This window comes from Bradyrhizobium sp. C9 (genome assembly GCF_002532045.1).
Classification (GTDB): domain Bacteria; phylum Pseudomonadota; class Alphaproteobacteria; order Rhizobiales; family Xanthobacteraceae; genus Bradyrhizobium.
This window is the reverse complement of the sequence record NZ_NWTG01000015.1, coordinates 37714-64092: the sequence shown is the minus strand read 5'-3', so window position 1 is coordinate 64092 and position 26379 is coordinate 37714. Positions and strand designations below refer to the sequence as shown.

At 61.9% G+C, this 26379-nt stretch carries 27 protein-coding genes; 16 read left to right on the top strand and 11 right to left on the bottom strand.

Annotated elements, in window-relative coordinates:
• Positions 1–88 precede the first annotated feature (88 nt).
• The 3 genes from CO675_RS26100 to CO675_RS26090 form a co-directional block, all read right to left on the bottom strand.
• Positions 89–292, bottom strand: coding sequence for a hypothetical protein (locus CO675_RS26100; RefSeq protein WP_097674703.1), 204 nt, complete (start codon positions 290–292; stop codon positions 89–91).
• A gap of 144 nt (positions 293–436) precedes the next feature.
• A complete protein-coding gene (locus tag CO675_RS26095; RefSeq protein ID WP_097674702.1) occupies positions 437–1570 on the bottom strand; it encodes an alpha-hydroxy acid oxidase in 1134 nt (377 codons plus the stop codon).
• Between the two features lie 154 nt (positions 1571–1724).
• Positions 1725–2744, bottom strand: a complete 1020-nt coding sequence (locus CO675_RS26090) for a GlxA family transcriptional regulator (protein ID WP_097674701.1) — start codon at positions 2742–2744, stop codon at positions 1725–1727.
• A 42-nt stretch (positions 2745–2786) separates the two neighbouring features.
• Between CO675_RS26090 and CO675_RS26085 the strand changes: the two genes are divergently transcribed.
• The 4 genes from CO675_RS26085 to CO675_RS26070 are packed head-to-tail and all read left to right on the top strand — an operon-like array spanning position 2787 to position 5911.
• Entirely contained in the window at positions 2787–3521 is a 735-nt protein-coding gene (locus CO675_RS26085) for a hypothetical protein (RefSeq protein WP_097674700.1), read from the top strand.
• On the top strand, positions 3521–4813 hold the full coding sequence (locus CO675_RS26080; protein WP_097674699.1) for an MFS transporter: 1293 nt from the start codon (positions 3521–3523) through the stop codon (positions 4811–4813). The genes CO675_RS26085 and CO675_RS26080 overlap by 1 nt, the downstream gene beginning before the upstream one ends.
• A 40-nt stretch (positions 4814–4853) precedes the next feature.
• Positions 4854–5594, top strand: a complete 741-nt coding sequence (locus CO675_RS26075) for a YqcI/YcgG family protein (protein WP_245452921.1) — start codon at positions 4854–4856, stop codon at positions 5592–5594.
• Entirely contained in the window at positions 5591–5911 is a 321-nt protein-coding gene (locus CO675_RS26070; protein WP_097674697.1) for a cupin domain-containing protein, read from the top strand. Before CO675_RS26075 ends, CO675_RS26070 begins: the two co-directional genes overlap by 4 nt.
• Before the next feature lie 23 nt (positions 5912–5934).
• Here the strand turns inward: CO675_RS26070 and CO675_RS26065 are convergent, their stop codons facing one another.
• On the bottom strand, positions 5935–6117 hold the full coding sequence (locus CO675_RS26065) for a hypothetical protein (RefSeq protein ID WP_092115610.1): 183 nt from the start codon (positions 6115–6117) through the stop codon (positions 5935–5937).
• Between the two features lie 25 nt (positions 6118–6142).
• On the opposite strand from CO675_RS26065, the gene CO675_RS26060 reads away from it, so the two are divergent.
• Entirely contained in the window at positions 6143–6328 is a 186-nt protein-coding gene (locus CO675_RS26060; protein ID WP_016847356.1) for a hypothetical protein, read from the top strand.
• 151 nt (positions 6329–6479) lie between these two features.
• On the opposite strand, the gene CO675_RS26055 is transcribed toward CO675_RS26060, so the two are convergent.
• The 5 genes from CO675_RS26055 to CO675_RS26035 form a co-directional block, all read right to left on the bottom strand.
• On the bottom strand, positions 6480–7742 hold the full coding sequence (locus tag CO675_RS26055; RefSeq protein ID WP_097674696.1) for a CaiB/BaiF CoA transferase family protein: 1263 nt from the start codon (positions 7740–7742) through the stop codon (positions 6480–6482).
• A 288-nt stretch (positions 7743–8030) separates the two neighbouring features.
• Positions 8031–8453 (bottom strand): GFA family protein, encoded by a 423-nt coding sequence (locus tag CO675_RS26050; protein WP_097674695.1) that lies wholly within the window; start codon positions 8451–8453, stop codon positions 8031–8033.
• A gap of 639 nt (positions 8454–9092) precedes the next feature.
• Positions 9093–10706: a recombinase family protein gene (locus CO675_RS26045; protein ID WP_097674694.1), complete on the bottom strand. Its 1614-nt coding sequence runs from the start codon at positions 10704–10706 to the stop codon at positions 9093–9095.
• Between the two features lie 278 nt (positions 10707–10984).
• The gene (locus CO675_RS26040; RefSeq protein ID WP_097674693.1) at positions 10985–11185 is read right to left on the bottom strand and encodes a hypothetical protein; all 201 of its coding nucleotides are present in this window, start codon (positions 11183–11185) and stop codon (positions 10985–10987) included.
• 158 nt (positions 11186–11343) lie between these two features.
• Positions 11344–11556 (bottom strand): hypothetical protein, encoded by a 213-nt coding sequence (locus CO675_RS26035; protein WP_097674782.1) that lies wholly within the window; start codon positions 11554–11556, stop codon positions 11344–11346.
• A 701-nt stretch (positions 11557–12257) separates the two neighbouring features.
• On the opposite strand from CO675_RS26035, the gene CO675_RS26030 reads away from it, so the two are divergent.
• From CO675_RS26030 to CO675_RS26020, 3 genes are all read left to right on the top strand, one after another.
• On the top strand, positions 12258–12896 hold the full coding sequence (locus tag CO675_RS26030) for a LexA family transcriptional regulator (RefSeq protein WP_097674692.1): 639 nt from the start codon (positions 12258–12260) through the stop codon (positions 12894–12896).
• A gap of 160 nt (positions 12897–13056) precedes the next feature.
• Entirely contained in the window at positions 13057–13332 is a 276-nt protein-coding gene (locus CO675_RS26025) for a hypothetical protein (protein WP_097674691.1), read from the top strand.
• A 166-nt stretch (positions 13333–13498) separates the two neighbouring features.
• Positions 13499–14653 carry an OpgC domain-containing protein gene (locus CO675_RS26020; RefSeq protein WP_097674690.1) on the top strand — a complete coding sequence of 385 codons (1155 nt, stop codon included), beginning with the start codon at positions 13499–13501 and terminating at the stop codon, positions 14651–14653.
• Between the two features lie 10 nt (positions 14654–14663).
• Here CO675_RS26020 and CO675_RS26015 read toward each other — a convergent pair whose 3' ends face one another.
• Positions 14664–15968, bottom strand: a complete 1305-nt coding sequence (locus CO675_RS26015; protein WP_097674689.1) for a glycoside hydrolase family 3 N-terminal domain-containing protein — start codon at positions 15966–15968, stop codon at positions 14664–14666.
• A 245-nt stretch (positions 15969–16213) separates the two neighbouring features.
• Between CO675_RS26015 and CO675_RS26010 the strand changes: the two genes are divergently transcribed.
• The 8 genes from CO675_RS26010 to CO675_RS25975 all read left to right on the top strand — a co-directional run bounded on the left by CO675_RS26010 (position 16214) and on the right by CO675_RS25975 (position 25524).
• Entirely contained in the window at positions 16214–17701 is a 1488-nt protein-coding gene (locus CO675_RS26010; protein ID WP_097674781.1) for a DUF4153 domain-containing protein, read from the top strand.
• Positions 17702–17729: 28 nt separating this feature from the next.
• Positions 17730–18434 carry a response regulator transcription factor gene (locus tag CO675_RS26005; RefSeq protein WP_097674688.1) on the top strand — a complete coding sequence of 235 codons (705 nt, stop codon included), beginning with the start codon at positions 17730–17732 and terminating at the stop codon, positions 18432–18434.
• Entirely contained in the window at positions 18431–20023 is a 1593-nt protein-coding gene (locus tag CO675_RS26000) for an ATP-binding protein (protein ID WP_097674687.1), read from the top strand. The genes CO675_RS26005 and CO675_RS26000 overlap by 4 nt, the downstream gene beginning before the upstream one ends.
• A 287-nt stretch (positions 20024–20310) precedes the next feature.
• The gene (locus CO675_RS25995; RefSeq protein ID WP_097674686.1) at positions 20311–21342 is read left to right on the top strand and encodes a TRAP transporter substrate-binding protein; all 1032 of its coding nucleotides are present in this window, start codon (positions 20311–20313) and stop codon (positions 21340–21342) included.
• 17 nt (positions 21343–21359) lie between these two features.
• On the top strand, positions 21360–21920 hold the full coding sequence (locus tag CO675_RS25990; protein ID WP_097674685.1) for a TRAP transporter small permease: 561 nt from the start codon (positions 21360–21362) through the stop codon (positions 21918–21920).
• Entirely contained in the window at positions 21917–23206 is a 1290-nt protein-coding gene (locus tag CO675_RS25985) for a TRAP transporter large permease (RefSeq protein WP_097674684.1), read from the top strand. Before CO675_RS25990 ends, CO675_RS25985 begins: the two co-directional genes overlap by 4 nt.
• Before the next feature lie 39 nt (positions 23207–23245).
• Positions 23246–24289 (top strand): TRAP transporter substrate-binding protein, encoded by a 1044-nt coding sequence (locus CO675_RS25980; protein ID WP_158231303.1) that lies wholly within the window; start codon positions 23246–23248, stop codon positions 24287–24289.
• A complete protein-coding gene (locus tag CO675_RS25975; RefSeq protein WP_097674682.1) occupies positions 24286–25524 on the top strand; it encodes a CaiB/BaiF CoA transferase family protein in 1239 nt (412 codons plus the stop codon). The genes CO675_RS25980 and CO675_RS25975 overlap by 4 nt, the downstream gene beginning before the upstream one ends.
• Here CO675_RS25975 and CO675_RS25970 read toward each other — a convergent pair whose 3' ends face one another.
• The gene (locus CO675_RS25970; RefSeq protein ID WP_097674681.1) at positions 25525–26379 is read right to left on the bottom strand and encodes an HpcH/HpaI aldolase/citrate lyase family protein; all 855 of its coding nucleotides are present in this window, start codon (positions 26377–26379) and stop codon (positions 25525–25527) included.

Here is a 26379-nt window from a genome sequence, read left to right as displayed (position 1 = left end):
GACCAGGTCTACGACGTGCTGACCTATCAGTGCGCGCCCTGTAACTCCGGCGAAAGCTTCCTGAACGCGCGCTAGGTTGTCGGCCTGTTTAGTCGTTCAGCACAGCGGCCCCCGCCTCCGTCAGCACGGGCTCCTCGTCATGCAATTCGACCAAGCCAAGCTCGGTGAGGACGCGCAGGTCCTCGTCGCTGACCGGAGACAATTTGAGCCTGCGAGCCTGGATATCGCGAAGGGTCCAGCGCAAGCCGATAGCGCGCTCAAGTGAAAAATCAGCGAATGGATTGTTTGCCATTCGCCTCGACTAATGCGGCATTTGGATCAGACTTTGTCTTTGCCGCGGCGGCTTCATGGACACCACAGATTGACCGCGAGCCGGCGCGATCGAGGTACCCAGCGCCCCGATCGCGTCATCGCTCCCTATGTCTCTCGCTGCGGCTCAATAGCGGTAGGGCTCGATATCGAGCAGCGGGAACGCGCTGAACACGCTCGGCAGATTGGTCGGCGTCGCCGGATGCAGATAGGACTTGTCCAGTTCGGCAAAGCTGGTGACACCGAGCAGCCCGAGGCAGCGGATCACCTCGTCCTCCAGCAATTCTAGCATCCGGACGATGCCCGCCTCGCCGGCCGCGGCGAGCGCCCAGCATTGCAGACGGCCGATCCCGACGAGGTCGGCCCCCGAGACGATGGCCTTCACGATGTCGGTACCGCGGCAGATCGAGCCGTCGACCATGATCTTGGCGCGGCCGGCGACGGCCTGAACGATCTCGGGCAGGACATGCATGGACCCGCGGCCTTGGTCGAGCTGCCGTCCGCCGTGATTTGAAACGTAGATCCAGTCGACGCCGTGATCGAGCGCGATCTTGGCATCTTCGGCGGTGGCGATCCCCTTGAGGATGAGCGGAATCTTGAACTTGTCCTTGATCAACTTCACCGTCCGCCATTCCAGCCCCTTCTGGAAATCGCCGCCGGTGGCGCGGATGCGGCTTTCGCGGACATAGCGTTTGGCGATGTCGCGCTCACGCCGGCTGTAATGGGCTGTGTCCACGGTGAGGCAGAACGCGGCGTAACCGTTGTCGATGGACCGGCTGACCGTATCCTCGACGAACGCATCGTCGCCGCGCACATAGAGCTGGAAGATACGCAAGGCGTCAGGCGCCGCCTTGGCGGTGTTCTCCAGCCCTGGTTCCGACACCGAACTGAGCATATGGGCCGCGCCGAACGTTCCCACTCCGCGCGCGACGGCTGCGCCCGCCTCCGGATCGAAGATCTCGAGCGCACCAACCGGGGCGATCATCACCGGAAGCCGGAGCTTGCGGCCGAAGACCTCGGTGGAAGGATCGACATTGACGACGTTGCGCAGCACGCGCGGCCGGAACGCGATCTCGTCGAGCGCCATTCTGTTGCGGCGCATCGTAGTCTCGGTTTCCGAGGCGCCGACGATGTAGTCCCAGGCGTTCTGGTTCAGCCGGGCGCGGGCCTTTTGCGCGAATTCGTGCAGGTTCTGGAATTCCTCGCCGCTGGCGCCGAGTTCGACATTGCGCGCCTGCTGAATGGGGGTCCCGTCATTCATGGTCGTTTCTTCTCCCGATTTGGCCGGCACATTAGCCGCAGACAAACCGGAAAAGCTACTACCTTGACCCACGAAACCGGCCAGCGAAGGCCAGCTATTCGGTTGTGAGATAGATCGGGTTTCCACGCCCCCGAACTGAGCTATCCGACACGCGTTAGCTGCCCGAAAACCGGTTTCGGTACTCTGTCGGCGACACGCCGAGGTGACGCAGGAAGGCCCGCCGCATTCGTTCGTCGTCGCCAAATCCAGCGCGCTTGGCAACCTCGACCACACCGCCGATCTGCCGGCTTTCGAGCAGCAAGCGCGCGGTCTCCACGCGCAGCGCCTCGACACCGCTAGCAGGTGTCATCCCGGTGCGACTGACATAGGTTCGGGCAAAGGTGCGCGGCGTCATCCCGGCCTTTTCCGCGAGGGTCTCGACCTTGAGGTCGCTCGTGATGTTCTCGATGATCCAGGCATGCAGCGCGCTGAAGCGTCCCTCGACGTCCGACGCCTGGGCCGCAAGGACGGTCGAGAACTGGCTCTGACCACCTGGCCGCTTCAAAAACACCACAAGTCTGCGCGCAACATCGAGCGCGATGGTGTGGCCGAAATCCTCCTCGATCATCGCGAGCGCGAGATCGATGCCGGCACTGACACCCGCCGACGACCAGACATGTCCGTCCTTGACGAAAATCGCGTTGGGCTCGACGCGGATGTCGGGAAAGCTGTCCTGCAAACGCGGACAATAGCGCCAGTGCGTCGCAGCACGCTTGCCGTCCAGAATCCCGGTCCATGCCAACGCAAATGCGCCGAGGCAGACAGATGCGATACGGCGCGCCTTAGGTAGCGCCTCCGCGATCCAGTTCATCAAATCGGCGTCGTTGCGGATCTTCCAGATGCCGGGTCCGCCGGGGATCACCAGCGTGTCGACCTCGGCGGGCGCAACACTGGCGATCGGCGCCGTGTCGATCATCATGCCGACATCGGTCGGCACCAGGCCGCCTGAAGTCGAAAGGTAAGATAGCGAATAGTCCGGCCCTGGCAGTTCGATCGCCTCCAGCTCCGCGAACACCTGAGCCGGCCCCGAGATGTCGAGCAAGGTCACGCCGGGAAAGGCAACGATCGCGATCCGCCGCGTCGCTTTCTTGTCGCGCGGCCCGGGCCGGGGCGGCTTGGCAGTTTTCGAGGGCATATTGTCCTTTAAGCCATTCGAGGCTGCCCTGTATAGCTTGCAATGGAATTCTGGAGTTCTGCCATGTCGCGAAATCTGGGCAGCGGATACGAGGCGATCAAATCGCCTTGGACGGATTACGCGATCTACAGTCTACCCGATGCCTCCCGGATCGAAGCCCGCGACCGCCAGCCGCTGATGGACGCCATGAACGGCATCATTGCCGTCAACTGGCAGGCCACCGAGCCGCACTGGACGGCAACCTCCTCACCCTTCGACAAGAAGTACAGCCTGATCCTCGTCTATGACGGCTCCGGCCTCGTGGCCTTCTCGGTCTACCGCATCCTGCAGATGTCGGCCGGACTTGGAATCTATCGCAGCGGCACGGAAGTAGTCCCGGCGCATCAGGGTCGCGGCCTCTACGGCTTCTTTACGGCGGAAGTACTGAGATGCTCGGGCGCCGCCGAGAGGGCCGACGGCAACGTGCTCTATGGCTGGCGGACCCGCAATCCGATCGTCTGGGCAGCGAACGCTAAAATTTGCGAGAAAGTTTCTCCATCGTTGCTCGACGATGCGCAGGACCCGGCATTGCAGGCGGCCTGTGTCGAGATGTGCACTTCGCTCTATCCGGGCAAGCCGCTCGAGCTGCCCGATATGATCATGCGGGGCGCTTACGGCCACATTAAACACCATCGGCAGGCCTATCGTGGCACCGCATCGCTGGTCGATGCTGCGATGTCGCGGAAGATTCCGAATTCAGCAGATGCCCTGTTCTCGGTGGGTTACGCGAGGGTGTGATGTCGATGCTCGGACAACAAGCCGTTTACGCCCCGACGTCGCGCTTCACCGACCGCGCCTATCTCGCCTGGACGGCGGTGGCCATCGCCTACGCCATCGCCTTCCTGCAGCGCGTGTCGCCGCAATCGGCCAACCTCAGTTTCATGCACGACTTCAACACCGATGCGGCCGGTGTTGCGATGCTCGCCTCGAGCTATTTCTGGGGCTACACCTTGATGCAGATTCCGGCCGGCCTGCTGGTCGATCGTTACGGCGTCAAACGCGTCGTCCTCGTCAGCATGATCGCCTCGTCGCTCGGCAGCGCAGCGTTCGCGCTGGCGCCGAACCTGCTCGACGTTTTTGCTGCGCGCCTGATTGTCGCCTGCGGCGATGCGCTGGTCTTCACGGCGCTCCTGAAGCTCGTGGCACAAAGCTTCGCTGACGAGCGGTTCGGCATGATGTCTGGCATCTCGCAGGTCTCCGGCTATGTCGGAGGCGTAATTGCGACCACGCCGCTCGCAGCCGCCGTCTCGGGGTTCGGCTGGCGGGCCTGCTTCCTGTTCATCGCCTGCATTGGTCTTGCCAACCTCGCCTTCGCCAAGCTCGCGCTCAAGCCAGATCCGGCTTCGCACAGCAACAAGACGCTGAAGGGCGTCGTGATCGCTGCGCGGCAATCGCTGGCCCATGTCGCGAACTGGGGCTGCGCAATGACGTTCGCGTCGCACTTCGCGGTCGTGACGACGCTGTCGGGCGTCTGGGGCATTCCGATGGTCGCCCACTTCTTCCATATCTCCCCGACCGCTGCCGGAACGCCGCTGCTCGCCTTCATGATCGGCAATGCGCTCGGCTCGATCTTCCTCGGTCACGCTGCCGATCGTGCCGCGGCGGCGCTCGACCGCGCGTTGATCGGCATTTGCGTATTACGCATGCTGCTGATCGCGCTGTTGCTGCCGCCGATTGCCCGGACATTTGGTCTCGCCTACGTCACCGTCGTGTTCACGGCCTTGGGGCTCGTCGCCGGCGGCACCGTCCCGCTGGTGCTGAAATGCGTGAAGAAGCTCTACACCTCCGAGCTGATCGGTGTCGGCGCCTCTGTGAACACCACCGCTGCCGGAATCTTCGCCGGCGTCTCGCAGCCGATCATCGGCTTTGCGATGCTTGCCGCCAGCAACGCCTCCGGAACCGACGCCGTGCACAACACGGGCGCGATCGGTGACGGCGGTTACAGCGCCTTGATCGTCATTCTGCTTCTCATGTCGCTGCCGGGTGTAGCCGGGCCGCTATTGATGAGAAGCAAGTTGATAGCTCGTTAGTGTCGTTATGAGTGTAGGGGGTGTTATGGAGCGCTTGTTCTTGAGAAAAGGCGAAGTCGCGGCAAACTTTCCGGTCAGCAGCTGGCAAAGCGTGATGTTCTCCGAATTTGAAGCGCAGATGAGCAGCGAGGCAAGGCCGTTCCCTTGCGTGTTCGGGGTGACCGGACATCGCCAGGATCAGCTGCGCTATCTTTTCCTCGATCCGTATGACGTTGCTGTGCTCGGCGAGCAGCTCGCACAATATGTTTCGGAGGCGCGCTCGTTCGGTCCCAACACCTCCTTGATCGTGTTCACGCGACCCCGCCCCGTGCAGACGCTCGATGCCTACTATCGCAAGATGTGGCTGACGCTCGACCAGCTCGCGCGCCTGGACAAGAACCCATGGCCGTCAGACATTCCGGAGCAGATCGACCATCCAATGTGGGAGTTCTCGTTCGCGGGCGAGCCGATCTTCGTCGTGTGCACGACGCCGGCCCATGTGATGCGCCAGAGCCGCCGATCCAGCGCCTTCATGCTCACGTTCCAGCCGCGCTGGGTGTTCGACAAGATCCTCGGGACGGAAAAGGCCGCGACCGCCGCGTTCGCCGAGGTCCGCAAGCGCCTGATCCCGTACGACGGCGCCAGCCCCTCTCCGCTTCTTGGCCGCTACGGCGCGACCGATGGCCGCGAATATCTGCAGTACTTCCTGCACGACGACAACAATGCGAGCGGAGGCTGCCCTTTTGCCAAGCTCGCGCAGAACAAGACGCCAGCTATCGCGAACAAGGAACAGGCAGCATGACCCAAATCTTCGCGGGCACGAAGACCGAATTTGCCATCGATCCGGAGATCCTGAACCTGCTCCCGGCCCAAGGCTCCGTCGAACTGCAGCATGATGCAGCCGGCAAGGTGCATCACTTCCATACCCATCCGGTCGATGAAATCCTGATGATTATCAGCGGCCGGTTGAACTTCATCTGGGACGGCGGTGAGCGGGTGGTCGGCGCCGGCGACACCATCATGCTGCCTGCCGGCACCCGGCATCAATCCGAAGCGCTCGAGGGTGGTGCAATCTACGTGATCGCGACACAGCCGCCCGCTAGGCCAATGAACAACTGACGTCCAGGAAAAACGCGAACACCTCAGGACAGTGAGGGATCGCGCGGCGGCTCAACCGCCAAACGTTCGACCAGCTCAATGACCTCGGAACGCTGGTCGGGCGCAAGTCGAAGGAAAGCCTTCAACAGTCGCAGGCTTTCCAGTGTTTCGCTCGATGGAGCTCCGAGCTTGTTCTGCAGCTCTGCAACGTATGTGGGATTTTTCATCTCGCACCTTAAGTGAGGACTACGAATGGCATACCCAGGTAAACGTGAAGGCTTGGCCCAGAAGGTCGACACCGCAGCGCAAGAGGCCGAACGCCTCGGCCTGACCACGGCAACCTTGATACTCCGGATGGCCCGTCTCGAAATCGATCGGGCGGAGCCCGAGGAAGTTGAAAGTATGCCAAGGAACAACTTGCGCAGCAAGCCGAACTGACGTCCCGAACGGGCCAGTTCCAGGTCGAAGGCCACCGGCACGCGGCGAGGGCCGGTGACACCCGAACCGACGTCCTGCGAGGCGAGAGGTCTCCCTCTCGCCTCAGGTCAGGCGGTTAGCGCGTATCTGATATCTGGTTCGGGCTGAACGGCTAGCCGGTGTTGCCTGGCTTGCCGAATGCGCCTGCCTCGGCCAACGCGGCGATGCGCCTGTCGTCGTAGCCAAGCGTCTTGCTCAACACATCCCGGGTGTGCTGACCGAGCAGCGGTGCCGCGACGGGATCGACCGTCGGCGTCAGGCTCATATTGACCGGCGACTCGATGTTCGGAACCGAGCCGGCGGTCGGATGCGCGATCTTGCTCAGGCGATGACGATCGCGCACCTCGGGTGCGTTGAAGCCTTCCTCGACCGTGCGCAGATAGCCAACCGGAATATTGGCCTTCTTCATCTTTGCCATCCAGTGCTCGAGCGTGTCGCTTGCAAACACGCTCGCGATGATGGAGCGCAGCTTCTCCTTGTTGGCGGTCCGCGCCTTGCGGTGAGCAAACTCGGGGTCGGTGACGAGATCCGGGCGCTCGAGCACGTCGGTCACGAGCCGGCGATAGAGCCGGTCGTTGGCGCAGGCCATATAGAGCGGACCATCGGACGCCCGGTAGACGCCGACGGTCGGCGAACCGTTCGGTGAGTTGCCGAAACGGCCGGGGTTGTTGCCGTTGATGAGATAGGCCATGCCGTAGAAGCCGGTCATCGACACCGCGGTGTCGATCAACGCGACCTCGACTTGCTGCCCGCGACCGAGCCGATCCCGAGCAATCAAGGCGAGCAGGATGGCGTTGCAGGCCGACATGCCGGTTGCCATGTCCACGATCGGTGGCCCGGTGCGCACAGGTTCGCCGTCCGGAAAGCCGTTGAGCGACATGAAGCCGCTTTCGGCCTGCGTGATCGGGTCGAAGCCGGGGCGCAGTGCGAAATCGCCCTTGCGGCCATAGGCGGAGATCGAGCAATAGATCAGCCGCGGATTGGTCGGTGCCACCGACGCATAGTCGAGACCAAATTTCTTCATCACGCCGCCGGAGAAATTCTCCACCACGACATCCGCCTTGGCAATCAACGCGCGCGCGACTTCAAGCGCGGCCGGATTGTTGAAATCGAGCGCAATGCCACGCTTGTTGCGGTTAAGGCTCAGATACGCTGCGCTTTCCCCGCCGATTTCGGCGTGCTCATAGGCGCGCGTGTCGTCCCCACCGTCCGGATTCTCGATCTTGATGACCTCGGCCCCGAAATCGGCCAGCGTTTGCGTGCAGGCCGGGCCGGCAACGACGCGGGTGAAGTCGACCACCAGCAGGCCATCGAGCGCCGTCGGAACTCCCTCCCCGCGCGGCGTGCGCCCTGGCAATTCTGGTTTGGTCATGATCTGACGCTTCCTCTGTTATTTGTCAGGCGAAATACGACGGCCCTTGCCAGGACCGGCGCTGCCTGCCTTTTAGCGGAAGGGCGTCACCAGAACCAAACCCGGATTTTGCAGGGCGGGACCTTCGCCTGACATGGCTGTCACCGGCAAGGGGCAGCGCTGACACGGGGCAAACGATTCGAATATCAAGGAAATCCGCCGGATACCGGATCTGTCAGCGCGCCGGCCAGCGGAAGAATGGACCTTAGCGGGTAGCGACTCTCCGTCGCCACCCGCTTGAGAACCGTCGCGCTATTCGGCGATCATTTCGCCCGAGCCGCCGAACTCGGCCGGAAAGTCCTTCAGCTTCGGCAGGCCATCGCGTATCGGCAACACCGCCTCGGAATAGTTGACGTGAACGCCGGGGCTGAATTTCAGCGTTGGGATCGTTGCCGTGAACACGTCGACGAGCCCAAGCGTCGGGTGGTTCGTCATCAGGTGACCGCCGCACTTGGTGCAGTATTTGCGCTGGCTCATCGCGGTCTTCTCGAACGTCCCGAGATGATCGGCGCCCTTGGTGACTTCGACCGCCTCGGGCTTCCAGAGGCTGAACGCATTCACCGGGCCGCCGGACCAGGAACGGCATGAACGGCAGTGGCAATAGCCCATCGCCTCAGGCTCTCCGGTGACCTTGAGCTCGACGGCGCCGCAAAAGCAGTTTCCAGTGTGATTCATCGCTCGGTTCTCCCTTGGGTGAATTGATCGGAGGTTCAATTGATCGGACTCCGCGCCGGCATCGACCCACGTTACTCGTGATGTTCGCGATGCAGGATAAGATCAGGGCAGGCGTAGCCGCTGCGAACTCCCTTGTGAACGTACCGGACCATTCCCCGCGCAAGAGGCCATCACACTGCGCTCCAGTGCGGGCAGGTCGTCGACGCGAGCGAAGTTACATGAGAGTCCGCGCTGCTGTCGACCATCTTCGTCCCATACGGCCGAACCCATCGCCGATCACACTAGGATGGTGCGCATTGTGAGGCTAAGCACAGTCCTGCAATCTTGTTGCGGTGCCGGATGCTTGCGCGTCACTCTAGGACACGTACATATGACTCCTTGTCAATGTGATACGCGCTCCGCTTTGATGCAGTCGTAGCAAACGTCGTAATGGACCGACCACAGGCGTCGATTAGACTCATCTAAAAAACGTGGCAGGCCGCCACTTAGCCGGCCTGCGCCAAAAAATTGGCGGCGCCGGTCAGACCGGTGCACCGAAGTCGTCACAGACGGAAATCTGCCAAAGAGTTGGGAGGCTTGAGAGCGTACAATCCCGAGCAGTGTGCTTAATATTGAACATGACGCTGCTCCAACGAACGCCTACTTAGACAGCTGGCCTCTCTTAGTCTGCTCTGTTTTGCTCGTCCTCTTACAGATTCGCTTTACGAGCGATCGAGACAACCCTTCGAAAGTCTGAAAGCGCTCGATTTTGTGAACCGCCAGCGTGTCCTGCGAAAACCGGAATACCCCGCCCTTGAATGAAAGCGATGTCGACGGCAACAGTAGATAGTCCATGACGGCCTCGTTGTTCTCACCCATCCTTAGCGCAACGACCCACCCCTTCGGCGACCCCACGCGCTGAACCAGCGCCCAGCGCAGCGGCTGGAGCCCATACTTGCGCCATTTGGCCACTCGGAAGCAGATGTTCACCGCATTATTTAACCGCAAACATTCGATCGACCGATCGAGTGTGGCGCACCTACCCGCATCCTCAAAGGCTTCTCGCAGACGGTTGGCATTTTCGAGGTGGAAATCGACCCACCTTCTGTGGGCGTCAAGCTTATCGAAGCGGCCTTGGTTGCCCGCATAGCCAATCAACCGATAGAGATTTCGAAGTGTGCCGAAGTGGAATAGACATGAGGAGAGCGAGGGTAACCCGGGGCTTGCTCTGATAATCGAGGCATTGAGCTTGCCTTTCTTCATCAGAACCTTGCGAATGCGCGACAGCATCTCCTTCTCGGAAATTCGCACGCAACGCTCTTCCATCACCCTTTTTGCGCGCAGAAATGTGTCACGCTTGACGATTGGCTCGATCGCTCCCTCACTTCTGATCCAGAGCTCTCTGGGATTGTGCGTTCGCCTCGCTCCTAGCTTCTCAGTGTCGCGATTGTAGATGATGTTACCGATATAAGCTTCGTTATGAAGAAGTGTGCTGATCGCACTTTGCTGCCATCGGTATCCTCGGTTAGTAAGGACGCCTCGTCGGTTAAGCTTTCGTACGATTTCCGCCTGCGAGTTGCATCGTAGATATTCATCGAAGACCCACTTCACGACGGCGACTTGATCCGGCGAACCTGGCCCAAGTTTTACACGGTCGGTTGTAAGGGACTTCCGCTCGCCGCTTTGCAGAACTCCTTTCGCCCTGCATTTATCGTCAACGAGCCGTCGTTCTAGACCATAAGGTGCTGGAGCGCCCATCTTGAATCCGTGACTTGCCAGACGCAAAGCTCCTGCAAGAACCTTGGCTGAAAGCTCCCGACTAAACTCCGCCGCCATGACCCTCTTGATATTCTTGACGATGCTCGAAAGCAGGCCCCCGTCGTTGTCGAATTGCTCGGCGCAATAGGCAACTTTGATGCCGGCCCTTCGGCAGATGAATTCGTAGTGAGCACTCTCGTCTATATCTTGAAAGCGGCCCCAGCGGCTGACATCGAAAATTAGCAAATGCCCGAAGTTCGTGTGACCAGCCTGGACGTCATTGATCAGTTCAGTTAAACCGGTTCTGTTCTCGATTTTGAGACCGCTTTCACCTTCGTCACGATAGGTGCGGATAATCCTGAGTCTGTGGAGTTCGGCATAGGCGGCGATTGCCACCGCCTGATTTTCAATCGAGTATTGCTGGTAATCGGTGGACATGCGGACGTATTGTGCCGCCTGATAAATCTTCTGCGACTGAGGTAGCCGATCCCTGTGTACAACGAGAGCCCTTGCCATGGTGCTGCACTCCGCAGGCGGCGATAACCGCGACTACTGCCCAACGCAACATTAAGCGATAAGGCTCGGCAGCGCCCCCGAGTATTCGCATCGAAGGACGGTCAGGTGCGCTGTCGTATCGACGATGACTAACCGCGCGCCCGCTTGCCCTAAGCTAGTGCCTGCTCTACGACGAGCATGTGCTCGACCTATATCAATCGGTCTGAGCGCTGCGTCGCATCGCACGAAGAGGTAAAAAGGACAGCGGCAGGACGCCATCGATCGCTGCGAGAAGGTAATCAGTTTTTGGTCTGATTTTGGCTCTGTAGGATGTGCATTTCTGCTCGCGCTAAGTGCAGGCGGAGCGCAGCAATTGCTTCCCTGTTTACCTCGGATGCGATGACACTCATCTCCTTGGTCTCTAACAGAATGGCAGAACGTCCATCGGGGCGCAGCATTGTCTCTGAACGGGTCACATTCAGCATCGCATGCTGGTTCATCTCGCGTTCCCGTCGTTTACGCAAGGATAGTTGGTTGAACGAAATTGCCAAGCGCCAAGTCATAACTGGATGTTTTCTGGTGATCAGCGTCACCCGTCTCAGGGGTACCTGGCGTGACTTCCTGCGCCGGTCGGAGAAACCTCCAATGGTCTCGCTCGCTAGCCGTCGCTCCCGCGACTCTTGAGCCACATCGCTGCGGCGCCGATCAGAGCTGTCAGCACACCGGTCCACCAAATCGACCGTGGTCGCGCAGCGCTGATCGAACTGAGGTAAAGAAATGCTCCAAGTACGACGCCGTAGTGCTTGCGAAAATCACCGGCTATACGAGCGATTTCGACGAGGTCCGAAGACCTGACCTGCTGATCTGCCATCACGATCACCTCATCGTCTCAAGACATCATGATAAAATTGAGTTGGGTGCCCCGTCTAGTCTTTTTCTGTTTTTTTGAAAATTTTGATGACTGCACGTCGGGGCGCGACGTGGGGATCGAGGCCGCGAGGCGCGCCCGCCCCCAAGGAGCTCTCGCGGCTTCAGCAATCGCTGATATTGAGCCGATACGGCAAAGCCGAACCCGGCGGCGGATCGAACGGGCGAGCCGGGTGTGCCCTGCCAATGAACTGGACGCGCACGCGCGTCAGCATCTGTGCACCTTGCTGCCCGGGGCTCTTGCTCGGCACAAAGTTCTTGTGCAGTTTCGGTCGACTTGCCGCCTCGCAAAATCGCTTCGGCATCTGCCTTTGCAGAGGATCCAGCGAAAATTCGACAGCGGAATTCGTCCAGTGAAGATGTTGCGTATCGCGCCTGCCGCACGTAGTCAAAGACCTGTCAAGCTTCCTAATGCCTCACCCATCGGCCGGACGCTCGCTTCAGTGAGGAAAAATCAGCGCGGGCGCAACGACAACCTTCGGCCGGGTTTCGGCTCCGGTTGGAAATTTTCACAGCATTTCACGACGTCTTGGCAGTTTTGCCGGCTGCCCGCCACACAGCTTTCAGCGTCGCAAAGAGGAAGTCAAGCTTGATTTCTGATAATCGTAACGCTAATAATGTATCCAGCTTTGGAGAGGATGAACCATGCTGGACGCGGCACTGATCGAACGAGCACTGGAGAAGACCGGAAAGAGCAAGGGCGGGCTTGCCCGCGCAATGGGTGTTCGGGCCGGGGCGGTGTCCGAAATCCTGTCGGGAATCCGCTTGATCAAGGCATCGGAGATCGCCCCGATCATGGAGTACCTGGAGTTGAACGCGGTGCCGATCGTTGGCCGGGTCGGCGCCGGTGCATCGATCCAGCCCGAGCTTGAACAGGTTCCGCCGGAGGGTCTCGGCGAGATCGAACTCCCCTTCCCGATGACGGAGGAAACCGTCGCTTTCGAAGTTTCGGGCGATTCGATGCTGCCGAAATACGAGAACGGCGATGTCATCGTGGTGTATCGCGAGCAGCGCTATCCGCTGTCGAGCTTCTACGGAGAGGAAGCTGCGGTCCGGCTGAAGAGCGGCGAGCGCTACCTGAAGACGATCGAGCGGGGCAGTTCGTCCGGCACGGTCAACCTCAAGAGCTTCAATGCCAAGCCGATCAACGGCGTCAAGCTTGAATGGATCGGCGAGATCTGCGTCACCCTGCCCCGCGGCCAGATCGAAAGGCTGCGCGGCAAGACGGCGGCGAAGGGCCGCAAATCCACCCGATCACAAGGCGGACGGTCGTCCGAGAAGTAACCGCGCGTCCTTCGGGGCTGGCCTGACCGATTCGGATGCCTTCAGTCCGAATCGGTCGGAGCGCCCATGCCCGGGTTCCGATTACCCGCAATTTCCCTTGACATAATTCCGATTATCGGAAATAAGACTGACAAAAGTCAACGCATCGAACCCGTCAGGCATGCAGTATTTTGTTGTGATGATCGACTATGGCCGCCGCGGCCGGGAGGCGATCGTAGATCCCGAAATGACGCGGCGCGAGGTCATCTCACGGGTGGCGTCAGGGGAATACGCCAATATCAGCTTCATCCACGAGGTCGCCGAGTGCTCGGTCGAGGATGTCACCGACGATATCCTCGCGGAGGCCGCTCTGCCGGAGGTCGCCCTGACCGGCGCAAACCTGCAAGCCGATGCGCTGGATCACGCCCGCGACCTGCGCAAACACGAGCCGGTCTGACGGCGCTCACGCGGTGATTGCGAAAACGTGATCTTTCTTGAACCGCACACTTGGCCGGAACCCGAAACAGACTAGATAGGGTTCACGCAGAGTCTATTCGGACCGGGCGCGGGTTCCCAATAGATTCGCGAAATCGTTTTCTCGGGCCGGCAGATTTCAGCTTCAGATGACTTCGACAACAAACGCCGAGATCGCGAAAGCCGATGGCGATCTCAGGATCGCGCTGCTGCTTGGCATCGCGAACTGGTTTCTGTTCCTGGATCACGTTCCGCACAACGTCGTCAGCGCGCTGACCATGCGCAATTTCGGCTTTAGCGGCGCGACCGATCTTTTTGTATTCATCGGCGGCTATGCGGTGACGCTCATCTACGCCCGGATGACACTGGAACGCGGATTCGTGGTGGCTGCCACCCGGATATTCAAGCGCGTATGGCAGCTTTATGCTGCCTACATCGTCCTGTTCGTGATCTATGTCGAGTTGATCAGCTATGTCGCCACACGGACCGCGGCACCCGAGATCATCAGCGAGTTCAACATCACCGGCTTTATCGACCACCCGGTCCGGACGCTGATTTACGGTCTGTTCCTGCAGGCCAAGCCGCTCAATCTCGACGTGCTGCAGCTCATCATCGCCCTGATGGCCTTCCACCCGATCGTCGTGTTCGGACTGCTGTACGTACCGAACGCGACCCTTCTCGCTTCCGTAGCGCTCTACGCCACCGCCCGGGTCCTGGACTGGAACCTGACATCATATCCGTACGGAGCGTGGTATCTTAATCCGTTCTGCTGGCAATTGCTGTTCGTGATGGGCGGCTGGCTCGCGCTGATCGGCACGCGATACGCACCCGAGATCCGCGCGATGCAGGCCATTGCCGCGCTCCGCGCCATGGCGTTGCTGTATCTGCTGTTCGCGCTGACGATCGTCTCCAGCAGCGATTTCCCGGCACTCGCCCAAATGATGCCGAGCGGACTGAGCGACATGCTGATGCAGAACGACCGGGAGGACGTCGCACCTCACCGCATCCTGCATTTCCTGACCTTGACGTTCCTGTTCACCTGGTTGGTGCCGCGCGATTGGGGATATCTGCGATCCTATGCTCTGCAGCCGATCATCAAATGCGGCGAGGAATGGTTAGCCGTGTTCTGTGCGGGCGTGTTCCTCTCCTTCGCCGCGCACCTGATTCTGATCACCGGCCCGTACTCACTGACAAGGCAGGTCGCGGTCAGCCTCGCCGGCCTGGCGGCAATGACCGCTGTCGCCTACTACGTCTCGTGGTCGAGGCAGCAGGACAGCAGATCCGCGGTCGGCGCTCATTCCTGAATCGATCGATCTAGTCGACCAGCAGCGCACGCCTCAGCCGCATCTCGCTGTCGTGCAGCACGGCGGTGTCGAGCCCTCCGCGCGCAGCAGCATCCGTAGCGCAAGCGAACAGGCGATAGAACTGCAACCCGTCATAGGCGACCAGCAGCAGATCGACGCCCGCGTTCAGCGCCTCCACGACCGCGGTGCAGACATCGTGCTGGTAGATCGCGCCCATCACCAGATCGTCCGTCATCACGATGCCCTGATAGCTCCAGCTCTTGCGGATCAGTCCATCGACGACGGCCCTTGAATGCGACGCAGGTCGCCCGGGATCGATCGCACTCACCGCCACATGTCCGACCATCAGACGCGCGCCGGTCGACGACAGCACGTCGCGGAACGGGCGCCAGTCCGTCGCCTCGAGCTCGCCGACCGGCGTATCGAGATCGGCGTTGAAATGATGCGTATCGGCGCGCACCCGGCCCAATCCCGGAAAGTGCTTTACGGTGGCGCTAACGCCCGCGGACTCGAGGCCGTGAATATAGGCGCTCGCTATCGCGCTCACCTTGGCCGGATCGTCGGAGATCGCACGCTGATTGATCAGTGTATTGAAATCGAACCGGTTGTGCTTCGCCGCCGGCCGCAGATCGAGCACCGGGGCAAAATTCAGGTTGATGCCAAGCGACGCCAGCTCGCGTCCATGGATACGGCCGAACTCTTCGGCTTTGGCCTTTTGTACCTCCGGACCCAGCTCGGCCAGAGAAGCCAATGCGGGCAGTCTCGTGAGCGGCGGAGCCAGATGTGAAACGATGCCGCCCTCCTGATCCGTCGCGACCATCAGCGGCGGCAGCCTCGCGGCCCGCCGCATCGCCTGCAATGTGGCAATTTCCGCCTTCAAGGCGTCGGCCGTCCTGCCGGCGACGTTGCGCCGGGTGACATAGATGCCCGCAACCAACCCCTTCTCCACCAGCGGCGCGACCTCGTCGAACGACCGGTAGCCGATGACGAAATGCTGTCCGAGCGACTGCGCGAGAACCGGCTCAGTCTGGAGAACGCGATGCTTTCGCACCTCAAACACACCATGCGCGACAAGCATTGCGAGCGGCGGCAGGCACCACAGGATAACAAGCAACCGTGCTACCCACGTCCGCCTGCGCCAGCCCGCACGGCGGAGCAACAGGACGACGACGGCGACGCTCGTGATCACGAGCAGCAGATTGCCGATCCCGCGTAGCGGGACCAGATAGGGATCGTTGTTGTTGACGCCGGCCAAGACGAATACGAGCCCGACGATCCAGGCCAGGGCAATGCCGACGCGCTTGATGATTTGCATGGAGACGAGGGCTGAACGAACCGAACGAATTGTCGGTATCAGACCGGACTCGCCGCAGCGAGCGGATAAGACCGCCCTGCACGCAATCTGCATAACAATCCTGAACTCCTGCTGATCGCCTTCGCGGTGTCTGCACGCGGCCAACCCAAGGTGCGCTCTGCCGCAGACGGGATCGCGTTCCCATACCCGTTGATCACGTCAACGCGACCGCCGAAGTCCACACGTCCTTCAATCCAGAGGTCATGATGACGAGTCTAGAGTCACCGGAAACCGAGACCCACTCGATCGCCAATGGTTTGCCGCCGGCCAAGGCCGCCGCCGCGCTTGGGCTCGCCGCGCTGGCCGATTGGTTGTTCTATGATCAGAATGCCGGGCTCTCGGTGGTTCTCTTCGCTTTCGCACTGGCCGGCGTGTCACTGGCCGCCAACTTCGGTCACGTCGCTCGCCACAGGCTGCCGATCGCCGGCGCGATCGTTGTGGCCGGGCTGCTGCCTGCCCTGGAGGAGGTCAACGCAGCATCGCTGGCCTTCGCTATTCTTGCGCTCGGCACCGCGCTTGCGCTGACGACCAATCCCCGTCTCGACGGCGTGACCACGGGAGCCGCCTCGCTGGTGGATCTCTTTCTGGTCAGCCCTTTCAGGTTGTTCCGGGACGTCGTCAGCGCATTCGACCTGCCGGGCCTCACTAGGGGGTTCATCCTATGGTTCGTACCATTGCTGCTCGGAACGGTTTTCGTCCTCCTGTTCGTCGCAGCCAATCCGGTGCTGGAAATATGGATCAGCCGGCTGAACCCCGGTAATCCCGCCGCCAGCCTCAGCCTCGGTCGCACATTGTTCTGGATCCTCGCGTTGGCGCTGGTCTGGCCATTCGTCCATGTCAAATGGCGGCGCTATACCAACGTCGCGCCCAACGGACCGCGATCTTCCGCGCAGGGTCCGGCCCAACCCGATCATTTCATCGACTTGTTCGGTGCCGGCACCATCCTGCGCTCCCTGATCCTGTTCAACTTGCTGTTTTCAATTCAGACAATTCTCGACGCGGTCTATCTCTGGGGCAACGCAACGCTTCCGGCCGCTATCACTTACGCGTCCTACGCCCACCGTGGCGCCTATCCGCTGATTGTCACTGCGCTCCTGGCCGCGGCCTTCGTTCTGGTCGCGATGCGGCCGGGCGGCCCAGCCGAGCAATCGCGGGTCATCCGACCGCTCGTCTACCTCTGGGTCGGGCAGAATGTCCTGCTGGTGATCTCCGCTATGCTCCGGCTTGATCTCTATGTGCAAACCTATTTACTCACCTACTGGCGCGTCGCGGCGTTTGTCTGGATGCTGCTCGTCGCTGTCGGGCTGATCCTGATTCTGGTGCGCATTGTCCTGCGGGCATCGAATGAATGGCTGGTCCGTGCCAACCTGTTGTTACTGACCATCGTGCTCTACGTCTGCTCCCTGATCAATTTCGCCGCCGTCATCGCCGACTATAATGTCAGTCACAGCCGCGAGGCCTCGGGCAGCGGCGTCAGCTTGGACATGGGCTACCTGATCCAGCTCGGTCCGAACGCGCTTCCGGCCATCGACCAAGCGATCCGACTGCGTTCCGCCAACCCGGTCCTTGTCTCTCGCCGCAATAGCCTTGTAGAACAGCAACGCCAGCAGATGGCCTCATGGCGCGGCTGGAGCTTTCGCGGCTGGCGGCTCCAGCGTTTCCTGGACGGACAGCAGAGCAACGTGCCGGGATAGTCGAAGCGCCGGTTTTCGGAGACGACTCGTGACGCACCGCATCCTCATCGTCGACGACGATCTGCATATCCGCGAGGTCATTCGCGTCGCGCTCAGGAAAGCCGGCATGAGCGTGGCCGAGGCCCGCGACGGCAAGGAGGCACTGACCCGGTTTGCCGACGAGCCGCCGGACCTGATCGTGCTCGACATCGGCATGCCGGAGTTCGATGGCCTCGACGTCTGCCGCGAGATCCGCAAATCGTCCGACGTACCGATCCTGTTCCTCTCCGCCCGCGACGAGGAGATCGACCGCATTCTCGGTCTCGAGATCGGCGGCGACGACTATGTGACCAAGCCGTTCAGCCCGCGCGAGCTCGTCGCGCGGGTGAACGTCATCCTGCGGCGCCTGGCCCCGCGGAAGGCGGGCACAAGGACAGAGACCGGCGCGCTCTCCCGGGGGCATCTCTCGGTTGACCCCGAGCAGCACGTGGCGGCATTCGCAGGCGAGCCGCTCCGCCTGACCGCGATCGAGTTCGGAATTCTGCGCGCCTTCCTGACGCGACCAACGGCGGTGTTCAACCGCGAGCAGATCATGAGCGCGGCTTACCAGCTCAACATCCAGGTCTCCGACCGCACCATCGACAGCCATATCCGCAACATCCGGGCCAAGCTTGCGGCCGTGAACTGCGACAACGTTATCGAAACCGTTCACGGCGTCGGCTTCAAGCTCGGGCGCTGCGAGCAGCAAGCATGACATCGTTCCGCGCCCGCCAGAAGTGGCGACCGTCGCTTGGTCTGGTCACCTTCGCGGTGCTTGCCTCGGTCGCGGCGCTGCCACTGATGGGGTTGTTCTTCTTCCGCCTCTACGACAACCAACTGATTCACCAGACGCAGGCCGAGCTGATCGCGCAGAGCCGCGTGCTGGCCGCGATCTATGCGCGGGACGTGCAGGCACGGCTCGGCAATGGCATCCCGCTCGGCGCTACGGCTCCTCAGGACGCCCTGCCCGACCCCAACGACCAGGTGACGCCGATCCGTCCCGCGCTCGATCTCGCCGGCAACGACCTGTTGCGGCGGCGGCCCGATGCGCTGCCGGCGGCGAAGCCCGCGGATCCGGCCTATGTCGAGATCGGGACCGCGCTCATGCCCATCATCCTGGAGACCCAGAAGGTCACGCTGGCGGGTTTCCGGATTCTCGATCCGCAAGGCGTGGTGATCGCCGGACGCCAGGAAGTCGGACAGTCGCTTGCCCATATTGAGGAAGTGGCTGCGGCGCTGGGCGGCCAGTACAGCGCCGCGCTCCGTATTCGCATGCCGGACAAGCCTCCGCCACCGATCTATTCGATCAGCCGTGGTGTCGGTGTCCACGTCTTCTCCGCGATGCCCGTGATCGTCAACGACCACGTCGCCGGCGTGATCTACACGTCGCGGACGCCGAGCAACATCTTCGACCATCTCTATCAGGAACGCGGCAAGTTCCTGCTCGCAACATTGGCCGTGCTGCTGGCGACGGTTGCAATCGGGCTGATGTTCTCACGTACGGTCACACGTCCGATGCGCGAGCTCGTCGATCGTGCCGCGCGGATCGGCCGCGGCGACCGCAATGCGTTTCAGCCGTTGCAACACTACGGCACCCGCGAGCTCGCCCAACTCTCCGACAGCTTCCTCGACATGGCCCAGCAGCTGTCGCGCCGCTCCGATTACATCGCCACCTTCTCGGCCCACCTGACGCACGAATTGAAATCGCCGCTGACCTCGATCAGGGGCGCCGCCGAGCTGCTGCAGGATTCGCTTCAGAGCAAGTCGGACACGCTGACCCGATCCGAGCAACACAGCTTCATCTCGAACATCCTTGGCGACGTCGAGCGGCTTGATGCGATGAGCCAGCGGTTGCGTGAGCTGGCGCGGGCAGAGAGCGCTCCGCGGAACGAGCAGACTCCCCTCTCTGGCGTCATCGCGAACCTGAAGAGCCGCTTTGCGGAGCAAACAATCACGGCCAGAGGCGACCTCGACCGCTCCGTCGGGATGTCCGGCGAGAAGGCGCTGATCGTGCTGGCGCATCTTGCGGACAACGCGTTCCGTCACAATGCCAGGTCGGTGCAGCTCGAAGCGGCCGCCGAGGCCTCGACCGTCAAGGTGACGGTGAGCAACGATGGCGACCCGATCTCCGACGCCAACAGCGACAAGATCTTCGATGCCTTCTTCACCACCCGCCGCGACAGCGGCGGCACCGGCATGGGGCTCGCCATCGCGCAAGCCGTCATGGTGAGCCATGGCGGTACCATCCGTCTCCTGCCGTCCGGTCAGGGCGTCGCATTCGCGCTGGAGTTTCCCGCGGTCTGAGCGAGATCAGACCCGCTCGATGATGATCGCAGGGGCATGCGACCGGTGCCGCCCGAGTCGTCCACCACGCCGGAGGAATTTCCCGCGCGGTGGACAAATTGATATCGGGTGCTTTTCGGCGTCAGCTTTCAATAGGCCGTCGTCCTCGACGGATCGAATCCTCTCGTGCGATCTCATCCGCGCTCTCCGGTTGTCCGATCAGGCATGCTCAGCCGAGCCCTGCTTGACGCGCAAATTCGTTTGTGCGCAGCTGCTCAAAACAACAAGGCTACTCAGGGGCAGGAAAAATGGGCGGGCTTCGACAGGCGCTGGCCGGTTACGGCTTCCTCATCGCATCGATCAATCTGGCTGCAGCGGCGGAGCCGATCAAGCTGCGGGTCGCTGACTCCTTTCCGAAAGGGCACTACCTCGTCCGCCTTGTGCTCGAGCCCTGGATGGCCGAGGTCCAGAAGCGCACCAACAACGCCGTGACGTTCGAGCACTATCCGGCCCAGCAGCTCGGCAAGGCCGCTGACATGCTCAAGCTGACGCAATCCGGCGTCGCCGACATCGGCTACGTCGCGCCCGCCTATGTGTCCGACAAGATGCCGGTGTCCGAAGTCGCGATGCTTCCCGGCGCGTTTGAGCATTCCTGCCAGGGCACGCTCGCTTATTGGAAGGCCGCGCGGAGCGGCGTGATTGCACAGCAGGATTATACCGCAAACGGCATCCGCCTGCTGCTCGCGGTGAGCTTGCCGCCCTATCGTATCCTCACCGTGAAGCAGCCAGTGAAGGACGTTGCCGACATCAATGGACTGAAGCTGCGGTCGACCGGCGGCGCGCAGGACCTCACCTTGCGCGCGATCGGCGCGGTGCCGGTGCGCATGGCTGCCCCCGATGCTTACGAGTCGCTGTCGCGCGGTACGATGGATGGCCTGCTGTTTCCGCTCGAAAGCGTCGTCGCCTATGGCGCCGACAAGCTGGTGAAACATTCGACCGACGGCTTTGGCTTCGCGAGCTTCGTGGTCGCCTATTCGATCAGTGAGACCGCCTGGAAGAAACTGTCGCCAGACATCCAGAAGGCGATGATCGACACCGCCGAGGAGATCCTGCCGTCAGCCTGCAAGGAAGTGCAGAAGCAGGACAGCGAGACCATGAAGTCGATGGAAGCCGCAGGCGTCCACTTCGACACCCTGCAGCCCGACGTCGTCGCAAAACTCAAGGACTTGACGAAGGGCGTGGGCAAGACATGGGCCGACGGGCTCGATGCACGCGGCAAGCACGGCAGCGACGCCCTGAAGGAATTCAGCGCCGCCGTTGCGGACGTGCCGGCCCAGTAACGCGGACGGAGCCCAACGTGATCAAGACAAGTCTGAAGGCACTGACCGCCATCGAAAAGGTGACCTCGGCCATCGCCGCGGCGATGATGTTTGCGATCATGATCATCGTCTTCTCCGACGTCGTGATGCGCTACGTCTTCAACCGGCCGTTCTCCTGGGCCTATGATTTGATCTCGCTCTACGTGATGGCCGGCGTGTTCTTTCTCTCCCTCTCTGGCACCTACGCGGTCAACGGCCACATCAGCGTCGATATCCTGCTGCCGCGGTTCTCGGCGATCGTCCAGCGCCTCTGCGTCATCATCTCCAATCTCGTTGGCCTCGCGATCTTCGTTCCGATCGCCTGGCTCGGTTATCAGCGCGCACTCGACAATTATGTGTCGGGCGACGTCATGGCGGGTGCGATCCCGTGGCCGACCTGGGCGTCCTCGATCTTCGTGCCGGTTGGTGCGGGAATTCTCGCGCTGCGTCTTGCCGTTCATCTCATTGCCAATGCCGCAAGCCTCCTGACCGGCGAGAACTTGCTGCCGCTGCCGGCCATCTCCGGCCATTCGGACAAGGCTGCCGGAGGTTTCGAATGATCCCGACCTTCATTCTCGCACTGCTGTTCTTCCTGCTCGCGATCGGAACACCGGTCGCGTTCGCCATGGCATTTTCCGGCGGCCTCGGCCTCTATCTGACCGGCGGGCTGCCGATCCTGCTCGGCGTGCTGCAGACCACGCCGCTGTCGGCAGTCACCTCCTACGAGCTGATCACGATCCCGATGTTTCTGTTGATGGCAGACCTCGTGCTGCTGTCGGGCGTCGCCGACGACCTGTTCAAGACCGCAGCAGCCTGGGTCGGACGCATCCCCGGCGGTCTCGGCATGGCGACCGCGCTGGCCGGTGCTGGCTTCGGCTCGATCTGCGGCACCAGCACAGCTTCGGCCGCGACGCTGTCCTCGACCAGCCTGCCCGCGATGATCCGCCAGGGCTACGAGCCGAAGATGGCCGCCGGCGTCGTCGCGATCTCGGGCACGCTGGCGATGCTGCTGCCGACCTCGGTGGCGCTGGTGATCTTCGGCCTGCTTGCCGAGGTGAACATTGGAAAGCTCCTGATCAGCGGCATCATCCCGGCGATCTTCGTCACCATCATCATCATGTCGACGATCTATATCCTGGTGCTGCTCGATCCCACGCGCGCCCCAACGATATCGGCCGTGACGTGGTCGGAGCGGTTCAGCCTGCTCTGGCAGGTTAGCCCGATGGTGGTCCTGTTCTCGATCGTGACAGGCACGATCTATCTCGGGATCGCGACGCCGACGGAAGCCTCGGCTTTTGGTGCGTTCGGCGCCTTCTGCCTCGCCTGCTGGAAGCGCAAGATCAACCTGACCTCGCTCTACACGACGTTACGGCATGCCGCCCAGGGCACCTGCATGATCGTGCTGATCATCATGTGCGCGCACATCTTCGGCTATTTCTTCACTCTCACCCAGGTCACGCAGAACATCGTTGGCTGGGTCGGCGGGCTCGACGTCTCGCGCTGGATCATCATCGCGCTGATCCTGTGCGGCTACATCGTGCTCGGCTCGTTCATGGACCAGATCGCAATCCTCGTGCTGACGGTTCCGATCGTGCTGCCGCTGATCAAGTCGCTCGGCTTTGACCCGATCTGGTTCGGCGTCATCAAGATCGTGACCGCCGAGGTCGGCATGATCACACCGCCGATCGGGTTGAATTGTTTCATCGTCGCGCGTTATGCACACCGCCCCGTGGGCGAGGTGTTCCACGGCACATTTCCGCATTTCATCGCGCACCTGATCGCGATCGCCATTTTCGTGGCATTCCCGGAGATCATCCTCTGGCTGCCGAACCATATGCAACATTGAAGAAGCCGTCGGTCGAGACGGCCATCTCTGGAGATCATGATGAATTTGTATTCCCGTTTCCTCACCGGCGCAGCCGTCGGCACCGCTTTGCTCGCAGCCTCCGCATCATCGGGCCTCGCCCAGGAAAAGATCACCCTGCGGCTTGCCGACAGCCTGCCGTCTGGCCACGTGATCCATGAGCTGGTCGGCAAGCCGTTTTCCGAACTCGTCACCAAGCTGACCAACGGCCAGGTCAGCTTCCAGCACTTCCCGGCGGAGCAACTCGGCAAGGCCAAGGATATGGCCCAGCTCACCGCGCTTGGGGTTGCCGACGTCTCCTACATCGTGCCGTCCTATTCGTCGGACAAGTTTCCGCTCACGGCGGTCGCCGAACTGCCCGGCATCTTCGACAGCGAATGCCAGGGCTCGCTTGCCTTCTACAAGGTCTCGCACAATGGCGGAATCCTGGAGACCAAGGAGTTCGCGCCGAACCAGCTGCGGCCGCTGGTGACGCTCGCGCTGCCGGCCTACCAGGTCCAGCTTGCCACCGGCCGCGACGTGAAGACGGCAAAGGACCTCGAAGGCCTGAAGATCCGCACCACCGGCGGCGCGATGGACCTGATGATGCGCTCGATCGGCGGCGTGCCGGTGCGGATGGCCGCGCCCGAGATCTATGAATCGCTGACCCGCGGCACGCTCGACGGGTTGATCTTCTCCTACCAGAGCTCGGCGTCCTACGACTTCGGCAAGATCCTGAAGTCCGGTACCGAGGGGCTGAACTTCGGCACCGCGATCTTCACCTATTCGATCGGCGAGCTGAAGTTCAAGTCGCTGCCGGAGAACGTGCGCAAAGCGTTGATCGAAGCTGGCGAGCAGACCACGCGCGAGGCCTGCAAGCGGTTCGAGGACGGCGAGAAGGCCGCGGCCGACAAGATCAAGTCGCAGGGCATGAAGGTCATCAATTTCAGCGCCGACGACAAGAAGGTGTTCGACACCGCCTTCAAGTCGGTGGCGCAGGACTGGGTGAAGGACGTCGACAAGCGCGGCAAGCCGGGCACCGACGTCTTCAAGGCCTTCACCGAAGCACTGGCTGCAACCCATTGAGCCCAGCATCGACGAGAGACAAGCCATCAGCGCCGGCGGGCCCGCTCGCCGGCGTCAGGATCATCGACCTCACCAGCGTGATGATGGGCCCGTACGCGACCATGATCCTCGGCGACTACGGCGCCGACGTGATCAAGATCGAGAGCCCCGATGGCGATGTGATGCGCCACGCCGCCCCGATGCGCCATCCCGCGATGGGCGCGATGTACCTGCAGGGCAATCGCAACAAGCGCTCGATCGTGCTCGACCTGAAGAAGGCCGGCGGCCGCGCGGCGCTCCTGCAGCTTGCCTCGAACGTCGATGTCTTCGTCCACAACGTCCGTCCTGCGGCGATGGCGCGGCTGAAACTCGGCGCCGACGATCTGCTCGCGACCAACCCGCGGCTCGTCTATGCCAGCCTGCACGGCTTCGGCGAGACCGGGCCCTATGCCGGCCGGCCCGCCTATGACGACCTGATCCAGGGACTGACCGCCCTGCCCGCGCTGACTGGCAGGATCACCGGTGAGCCGCGCTACTCTCCGGCGACCATGGCCGACCGCATCGTCGGCCTCAACGCCGTCCACGCTATCCTGGCGGCATTGTTCCATCGCGAGCGGACCGGCGAAGGCCAGGCGATCGAAATCCCGATGTTCGAGACCATGGCGCAGTTCGTGCTCGGCGATCACATGGCCGGCCGCAGCTTCGAGCCACCGATCGGGCCGCCCGGCTACTCCCGGCTGCTGTCGCCCGACCGCCGCCCCTACCAGACCAGCGACGGCTACATCTGCGCGCTGGTCTATTCCGACAAGCAGTGGAACGCGTTCTTCGCAAAGATCGGGCTCACCAATGAGGCCGACCGCGACCCGCGGCTGAACAGCATTTCGGCGCGCACCCGGAACTACGATTTCGTCTACGACTGGTTCTCGCAGATGATGAGAACCCGCAGCACCGCCGAATGGATGCGCTTCTTCGAAGAGGCCGATATTCCGCATGCGCCGCTGCACGATCTCGACAGCCTAATCGACGATCCGCATCTGCAAGCCGTCGGGCTAATCCAGTCGCTGGAGCATCCGACCGAAGGCACGCTGCGGGTCGCCGGCCCGGCCGCCACCTGGAGCAAGACGCCGCCATCGATCCGGACCTATCCGCCGAACCTCGGCGAGCATGGCCGAGAGATCCTGCGCGAGGCTGGACTCGCGGATCCAGAGATTGCCGCCCTCCTCGAGGAGGGCGCGCTGATCGAACCCTACTCCTGATTATTTCCTGCGCGACGCCAGGATCTTCTCGGCAGCGCGCAGATGCGGCTTGTCCAGCATCTTGCCGTCCATCTTGGCGACACCCGATGGATTGTTGGCGAACGCGGCGATCACCCGCTCCGACCAGGCAATCTCCTCGTCGGTCGGCATGAACGCCGCGTTGACGACATCGACATGCTTGGGATGGATCACCGCCTTGGCCAGGAAACCGTCCTGCCGCGCGGCGATCGCCTCAGCTCTCAGCGCATCGAGATCGTTGATATCGGTGGCGATGGTGTCGATCGCGACCACGCCGGCGGCGGCCGCGCCGATCAGGCAGAGATCGCGTGCGAGGATGAAGGGCGAATGATAGCGGCCGTCGGTGCGGTTGCGGGTTGCGCCGAGCGAGGCCGCAAGGTCCTCCGCCCCCCACATCATGCCCCAGAGCCGCGGGCTCATATTCTCGAAGTCGAGGATTTTCAGCACCGCCCGTGCCGTCTCGGTCGCCACCGTGACGATCCGCGTGGTGCCCTGCGCGATACCTGAGGCGGCCTCGAATGCATCGAGATAAAGCGCGAGCTTGTTGACGTCGGCAGCGCCGGCGCATTTCGGCAGCACGATGCCATCGGGCCTCCCGGGCATCACCGCGGCGAGATCGCCCAGCGTCAGATCGGTGTCGAGCGCGTTGACACGGATATAAAGCTTCTGCTCCGGATTGCGCACATCGAGCATCTCGCGCGTAATGCCACGCGCGACGACCTTCTGCTCCGGCGCGATAGAATCCTCGAGATCGAGGATCAGGGCGTCGGCTGCGGTCTTCTTCGCGCTCTCATATTTCCGGGTGCTGTCGCCAGGAACGAACAGGAACGATCGCAT